The sequence below is a fragment of the Xanthobacter agilis genome (genome assembly GCF_021730435.1).
Taxonomy (GTDB): domain Bacteria; phylum Pseudomonadota; class Alphaproteobacteria; order Rhizobiales; family Xanthobacteraceae; genus Xanthobacter; species Xanthobacter agilis.
On sequence record NZ_JABWGX010000055.1, the window covers coordinates 1 to 7,791 of the forward strand.

The window sequence follows — 7,791 nt, forward strand, 5'->3', positions numbered from 1 at the left end:
GGTGACGCCTGACGACAACGAGCAGAGCTTCTCCGACGGCTCCCAGATCCTGGGCTCCGCCACCTTCGTGCGCAACGGCAAGACGCAGGCCGCCGCCGACAGCGTGCTCGCCTATGACACCACGGGCGAGATCGTCGCGCGCACCTCCACCAAGCAGGCAGATGGCTCCACCGTGGTGGACGTGAAGGCCTATACCACCGATGGCGCCTTCTCGAAGGAAACCATCACCACCATCAGCGCCGACGGTCTCACCCGGACCTTGAAGCAGGATCTCAACGCGGACGGCCTGTTCGAGAGCCGCCAGACCCGCGTCGTCGCCAAGGCCGACGACGGCACCCGCACCACCACCGTTTCCAATTTCGATGTCGCCGGCGCGCTCACCGACCGCACGGTCACGGTGCGCAATTCCACCGGCAAGACCACCACCATCAGTTCGGACCTCGACGGCAATGGCACCGTGGACCGCACCGAAGCGCGGGCGACCACCAGCGGCACCACCGTCACCGTCACCGATTTCGCGCCCGACGGCAGCGTCATCGACAAGGCCGTGACCATCGCAACCGCGGTGACCGCCACCGGCCACACCCAGGTCCAGCGTTCCGATCTCGACGGCGACGGCACCTATGAACAGACGCGGAAGGATGCGACCGTCGTCAATGCCGATGGCAGCGAGGTCGAGACCATCGAACAGCGCAGCGGCGACGGCGGTTCCGCTAGCACCCTTCTCGGCCGCACCACCATCACCACCCGCGCCGACGGGCAGGTGACCACCACCGCCGTCGACAGCGACGGCGACGGCACCACCGACCTCACCCGCGTTGCCGCCCTCTCCGTGGACGACAGCGGCAACACCGTCACCACGCAGACCACGACGAGCGCCTCCGGCACGGTCATCGGCAAGACCATCACCGAGGTCGGCGCCAATGGCGTGACGCACAGGGAACGCATCTATTCGGGTGCCAGCAGCACGCCGGACCAGATCTCCCGCGACCAGACCGTGGTCTCCACCAATGGCGCCTCCACTCGCACGGTCCGCGTCACCGCCGGGGACGACAAGACGCTGCTCTCGCAGCAGATCACAGTGTGGAGCGCGGACGAACTGTCCCGCACGCTCCGGACCGACGCCAATGGCGACGGCCAGTGGGAGCGGAGCGAAATCATCACCGCCAATGCCAACGGTTCCAAGACCGACACGCTCGATCTTTATGCGGGCGAGACCCTGGTTTCGCGGACCCGGACGGAAACGTCAGCGGATGGCAAGTCCAAGACCATCACCCGCGCCTTCAACCCCGCCGGCACCGTCAGCGAGACCGAGCTCGACTCGACCGTGACCAATGCCGGCGGGAGCGTGACCACCGTCTCCCTTTATGCGGGCACGTATTCCGACAAGGCGGCCAACAGCCTGCGCAGCCGGACCACGCTCACGACCTCGGCCAATGGGCTGAAGACGACCACCCAGGTCGACGGCGACGGCGACGGCAAGGTGGATACCACCCAGACCGACATCTTGGCGCTCAATAGCGACGGCAGCCAGACCGAGACGGTCGAGGTCACCAATGCGGACGGCTCGCGGCGCTCGCTCTCGCTCACCAAGGTGAGTGCCAACCGCCTCGCCACCAGCCTGTCGGAAGACCTCAACGGCGACGGCCTCAGCGACCGCACGACGATGAGCGCGATCGGCGCCGACGGCACCGTGACCGACACCGTCACCACTTCCAACCTCAGCCGCAAGGCGATGACCGTCGCCACCACGATCACCAGCGCCGATGGCCTCTCCACGACCACGAAGCAGGACGTGAACGGCGACGGCACGACCGACGCCAGCCATACCGATGTGCTCGCCCATGCCGACGATGGTTCCACCATCGAGACGGTTCGGGACTTCAGCGGCACCACGCTGGTGCAATCCACCCGGACCACCACCAGCGGCAACGGCCTGACGGTGACCACCGCACAGGATCTCGACGGCAACGGCGCTTTTGACGCCACAGTGGTGGACAAGAGCGAACTGCTGGACGACGGTTCCACGCGCGAGACCATCACCAATACCGGGACGAGCGTGCTGGCCGCCCGCTCTCAGGTGGTGACCGCCAGCGCCGATGGTCGCTCCGTGACGACCCAGACCGACGCCGACGGCAATGGGGTGGCCGAGACGGTCACCAAGGATGTGACCGTCCTCGACAGCGCTGGTGATGGCGATCGCACGCGCACCGTGTCGGCGTTCAGCGGCGAGGCGACCCCCCGCCTGATCTCGCGGACCGTCACCACCACCAGCGCTCACGGCAACGCGAACGTGCGCGCCGACATCGATGGCGACGGCGATACCGACCAGATCGTGTCGTCCGTCCTGTCGAGCGACGGGCGGACGACGGTCACCGCGACCGACTACAAGGCGGATGGCGTGCAGAAGGACGAGGTCCAGACCATCACCAGCGCCAACGGCCTGTCCATCACGACCCGTTGGTATAACGGGTCCGATAGCGCCATCGACCAGTCGCGCACCGACGTCACCTCCCGGGGGACGGACGGCAGCAGCACCCGCACCGCGACCGATCTCGACGCCGGCAACGCGAAGACCGCGCAGATCGTGACCTGGACGCGCGGCGACGGGCTGAACGACATCACCCGGTGGGATCTCGACGGCGACGGTACCTTCGACCTGCGGGAGGACCATCTCGTCGTGGTCGCCACCAATGGCGTGCAGACCGAAACCATCAGCGACTACAAGCTGGGCACTGGCGCGACCTCTCCGACCGTGCTCGCGTCCAGCTGGACGAAGGTCGTCAGCGCCGACCATCTGCTCACCACCACGACCCTTGACCGCAACGGCGACGGCAAAGTCGACCAGAAGGTCAGAACCGAGCTGCAGGCAGGGGCCACCAACACGAATGACGATCGTCTCGTCACGACGGCGCAGGACCTCACCTCCGCGGGCGTGGTCTCGGATGAGCGCGTCGTCACCCAGACATCCACCGGGCTCTCGACCACCACGCAATGGGATACCAACGGCGACGACGCCTTCGAGGCGGCGTTGACCGACGCCATCGTGCTGAATGCCGACGGAAGCCGGGTGGAGACCGCGACGTATGTGGCTGGTACATCGAAGAAGGATGTGACCGTCGTCACGACCGCGGCCGGCGGCGCGTCGGTCACCACCAAGTGGAACCTTGACGGCACGGGCGGCTACGAGGGGGTAAAGACCGACCAGACGACCCTGTCCGCCGGCGCGACCACCCACACGGTCTCCTATTTCGATGGCACCGGAAAAACCCTCCAGACTCAATATGCCCAGACCACCAGTGCCGATGGATTGACCATCAGCACCGACTGGGCCATCGTCGGCTCCAACGCCTTGAGCCAGTCGTCCACCGACAAGACCACGCTCAACGCCAATGGCAGCCGCACGCGGACCGTCACCGCCTCCAAGGGCGGTAAAAAGCTCTCCTCCGTCACCACGACGACCAGCGCCTCGGGCCTCAGCAGCACCAGCAAGGGCGACTTCGACGGGGATGGGACCATCGATCGGATCCGGACCGTCACGACCCTGAAGAATGCCGACGGGAGCACCGAAAGCACGCTTCTCGACACGGCCGCCGACGGCTTGACGGTTCAGGGGCGGGCCGCCACCATCACCTCCGCGGATGGGCGCACCACCACGACGACCCGCAATGCCGATGGCGACAACACGCTCGACCAGAGGATTGTCGCGGTGACGGCCATCGATGGCGGCGTCACCACCACCACCACCGACTATGGCAGTGACGGCAAGGCCGCCGCCAGCTCGACCGAGACCGTCAGCGCCGACGGGCTGACGACCACCACCACGTGGGACTTCGACGGCGACGGTGTGACCGACCAGACGCGAACGGACGTGGTGGTCGCTTCCGCCGACGGCCATCGGGTGGAGACCGTCACCGACACGGCCGCTGACGGAGCCTTGGTCCAGAAGGGGATCATGACCACCAGCGCCGATGGCCGGACCGTTACGCTGAAGAAGGACACCGACGGCGACAGGATCATCGACCACACGGAAATCACGACCCTCGCCGCCGACGGCAGCTCCCGGACCACCATCACCGACCGCAGGACCGACGGCTCACTGAGCCAAAGCACCGTGACCGTTAGCGCGGACGGACTGACACGCACCACCAATACGGATGTCGATGGCAATGGCACCGTTGATTACCTTGAAGAGACGACCATCAACGTCGATGGGTCGCGTACCATCACAAGTTATCGTCTGCGTCCGAATGGTGATGTGAAAGACCAGGTTGATACGACGATCAGTGCCGATGGCTCTATGCGGACGGCACACTTCAGCGCGGATAATACAGATGAGGTGACGCTTACGCATCTGGATGGCAGCGTGACCACCACACGCGTCGCGGAAAATGGCAAGGGCAAGGTTATCAGCACAATCGTCGCCTCGACCAGCGCCAATGGAAAATCTAGAACGATAGTGGAGACCGCATCGGACGCGACGAGAACCTTTGTCACGAGTGACGACAACACGGTAAAGATCGATGCCGGAGAGGTCGATGTGGCCGTGTCCGGAAAAAATAACACAGTTCTACTGGAGGGAGGAAGTCTGCTGGTCGGGCAGGAGGCGTCGGTCGTCATCAAGGGGTCTAACGATATAATTATCGCTGCGCAGGACGCTACGATAACTTCATCCGGAGCCAACAACCGCATCTTCCGCGTTAAGGCCGATTTGTTATATACTCGCGGTGCAAGCGGTCGAAATCCAGGGGCGGAGATCGCGTTGGCGGCAAACACAAACGTATACATTTCAAAGGATGGAAACGTAAAAAATTACTACGATTCCGAAACGCTTCCAGTGCAAGCTGATGTTATATATATAGATGAAAATGATAAAACATTCCGTTTACCAGTTCGTGTTCATGTATTTCTGAATGGATCTATTGATAAATACAAAAATGCAAACGGAACGGACTGGCCTTATACAAAGCTTTCCATCAGTGATAAATCTGGAAAAAATGTACCGTCTGTAGCTAGCCTTGAGATCGGTGGCGATGGCTATGAAGGCGGTGGTGGAAGTTGGGTCACAGCGTTCGGGGATAAGGACGTTTATATCTCTGGATCGACGACATTTGATGCGAGTGACTATCTGGAAGGGGCGAATGGAAATGACGTGATAGATGGTGGCTTTGGTGATGATGATGTTCTTTCCGGCGGCAATGGAGACGACACCATTTATTTTGATTGTAGAAGCTACGGAAAAAGTGGCGATCTTGAATTGATCGATTACTTTGGTCCTGTCTCTGCCGGCAGGAAAGCCCGCGCGGTCGATGGGGGAGCAGGATATGATACCGGAGTTCTCACCACGTCAGCCGACGCCGTCATCGACCTCACCAAGGGAAACTTCGAAGCTTTGATCGCAAGTGCCGGCAACGACAAGATCACAGGAAATTCGGCCGCGGAGGGCTATATTGACGGCGGAGCGGGAAACGACACCATCGTCGGAGGTGCAAAAAACGATGTTTTGATCGGAGGTGCTGGAAACGACTCCCTTGATGGTGGAGGGGGAGGTGATATTGGAGCCGACTTGCTGGAGGGGGGCGCAGGAAACGACGTGTTGTCCGGTGGCCCCGGTGCCGACACACTGGATGGTGGCGCGGGCGTGGACACGGTGGCCTACACCTCCTCGGGCGCCGCTGTGAAGGTCACCCTCGGCACTCGTGGCGCGCAGACCACGGCGTCTGGCGGGAGCGGCAGCGACGCCCTGGGCGACGTGATCCGGAACGTGGAGAACGTCACAGGAGGGGCCTTCAGCGACGTCCTCACCGGCAATAGCTCGACCAACGTTCTCGACGGACGCAAGGGTTCCGACACTCTGAACGGCGGCGGCGGCAACGACGCGCTGAAGGGAGGGGGCGGCTTCGACACCTACATCTTCGGCGCGGCGCAGCAAAGCGAGATTATCGTCAACGGCTTGTCCTCGAACACTGGTGCCAGCGGCGAATTGGATATCGCCTTCGATTCCGACCAGCTCTGGTTCGTCCACTCCGGCGATGACCTTGTCATCGACGTGCTGGGCACCGCCCGGCAGGTCGTGGTCAAGGACTGGTATGACAGTGCATCGAGCCAGGATTGGGAGCGGCTCTCCGTCATTTCAGCCAATGACGGCTTGGAGCTGACTTCCGCGCAGCAGGTGGATAGCCTCGTACAGGCCATGGCTACCTTTGCAGCCAATTACAAGACCAGCAAAGGCATCGCCTTTGATCCCACCGCGGTCGGCGCCTCGGACCTTGCCGCCACGACGATCGCGCAGGCTACGAAAAGCGCCAACACCTGGCATAGCTAGGGGGCAGAAACCCCGACGCCCCGCTTTGCGACGGGGCGTCGTTTCGGTGCGATGTATCAAAATTCAAAATATTTGAGACGCATCACGGCTCATTATATTTCAATGCATTGACTGTCTCGTATCTTAGTCTCAAAATGGCGGCATGATTATCCGCTACGCACGTGTCTCGACTGAAGGCCAGACTCTTGAGAGTCAAATCGAACACCTGAACCAAGTGGGCTGCGGCAAGATCTATTCTGAAACGACGAGCGGCGCCAAAACGGATCGGCGCGAGCTGCGGCGCTGCCTCGCGGCATTGCGCCCCGGCGATGTTCTCGTTGTGACACGGCTTGATCGCTTGGCCCGATCAACGCGGGATCTCCTCAATGTTCTGGCTGAGATCGGCGAACGCAGTGCCGCCTTTCGCTCCCTGACCGACACCTGGGCCGATACCACGACGCCCCATGGCCGCCTGATGCTCACGGTACTCGGCGGCTTGGCCGAGTTCGAACGGGAGTTGATCAAGGCGCGTACGGGTGACCGTCGTACGCGTGCCAAGGCGCGCGGCGTGAAGTTCGGCCGCAAGAGCGTACTCAGCGCCGATCAGCGCGCTTACATCGCCAAGCTGCGCGCTGAAGGCGAAAGTGTGCGGCACATCGCCCGAATCATGGGCGTGAGCGCCGCCACCATCGGGCGTGTGCCGCCGAGCTGATGGGTCGGCTTGCGCCAGAAGCAGAAGTTCGCTGCGGTGAAGACGAACGGCCGATTTGGGGCCGGGAGCGGACCGACCGGTTTTGGTTGCGGCAACGCAGATAGCCGCTGTTCCGCTGCCGACCCGAGGCTGTGTGAAAACCCCTGATTATGCTATGTTTAGGCACTGCTTCGGAGGTGCCAGATGGGACATTTTGTCGAGGCTGCCGACCGTCATCAGGCGAGCTTTCTGCCCGCGTGTTTGGAGGACTATGTCGATCCCGACAATCCGGTCCGCATCATCGATGCCTTTGTCGATGAACTCGATCTGGCCGAGCTCGGCTTTGCCCGCGTACAGCCGGCATCGACCGGCCGCCCCGGCTACGCCCCGGGCACCATGCTCAAGCTCTATGTCTATGGCTATCTGCACCAGCTGACCTCGAGCCGGAAGCTTGAGCGCGAGGCTGGCCGTAATATCGAGTTGATGTGGCTGATCGGTAAGCTGGTGCCGGACTTCAAGACCATCGCCGACTTCCGTCACGACAATGCCGGTGCCATTCAGATCGCGTGCCAGCGCTTCGTTGCCATCTGCCGTGCCCTTGGCCTGGTCGGTGGTGGCATGGTCGCGATCGACGGATCACGCCTGCGCGCGGTGAATACGCACGAGAAGAACTATACCAAGGGGAAGCTTGCGCGGCGTGACGTGACCCCCGTTTCTCATCCAGCCATAACGAGAGTCCTGGGTTGATTTGAGCCTTGGTGGTGGTGGGTGGCAAGAGGCGTCCGCGCGGAGCCTC

At 62.4% G+C, this 7,791-nt stretch carries 2 protein-coding genes and 1 pseudogene; all 3 read left to right on the forward strand.

From position 1 onward, the window contains the following. Positions 1 to 67: 67 nt before the first annotated feature. Positions 68 to 6,325 carry a calcium-binding protein gene (locus tag HUW53_RS22030; RefSeq protein WP_237347794.1) on the forward strand — a complete coding sequence of 2,086 codons (6,258 nt, stop codon included), beginning with the start codon at positions 68 to 70 and terminating at the stop codon, positions 6,323 to 6,325. 142 nt (positions 6,326 to 6,467) lie between these two features. Beyond that, positions 6,468 to 7,016 carry a recombinase family protein gene (locus tag HUW53_RS21525; protein ID WP_237347795.1) on the forward strand — a complete coding sequence of 183 codons (549 nt, stop codon included), beginning with the start codon at positions 6,468 to 6,470 and terminating at the stop codon, positions 7,014 to 7,016. A gap of 183 nt (positions 7,017 to 7,199) precedes the next feature. Further along, a pseudogene (locus tag HUW53_RS21530) lies at positions 7,200 to 7,694 on the forward strand (transposase); the annotation flags it as partial. Between the last annotated feature and the right edge of the window lie 97 nt (positions 7,695 to 7,791).

Coding starts and splice junctions, on each gene's coding strand:
- HUW53_RS21525 (WP_237347795.1), top strand. CDS start 6,468: ATGATTATCCGCTACGCACGTGTCTCGACTGAAGGCCAGACTCTTGAG.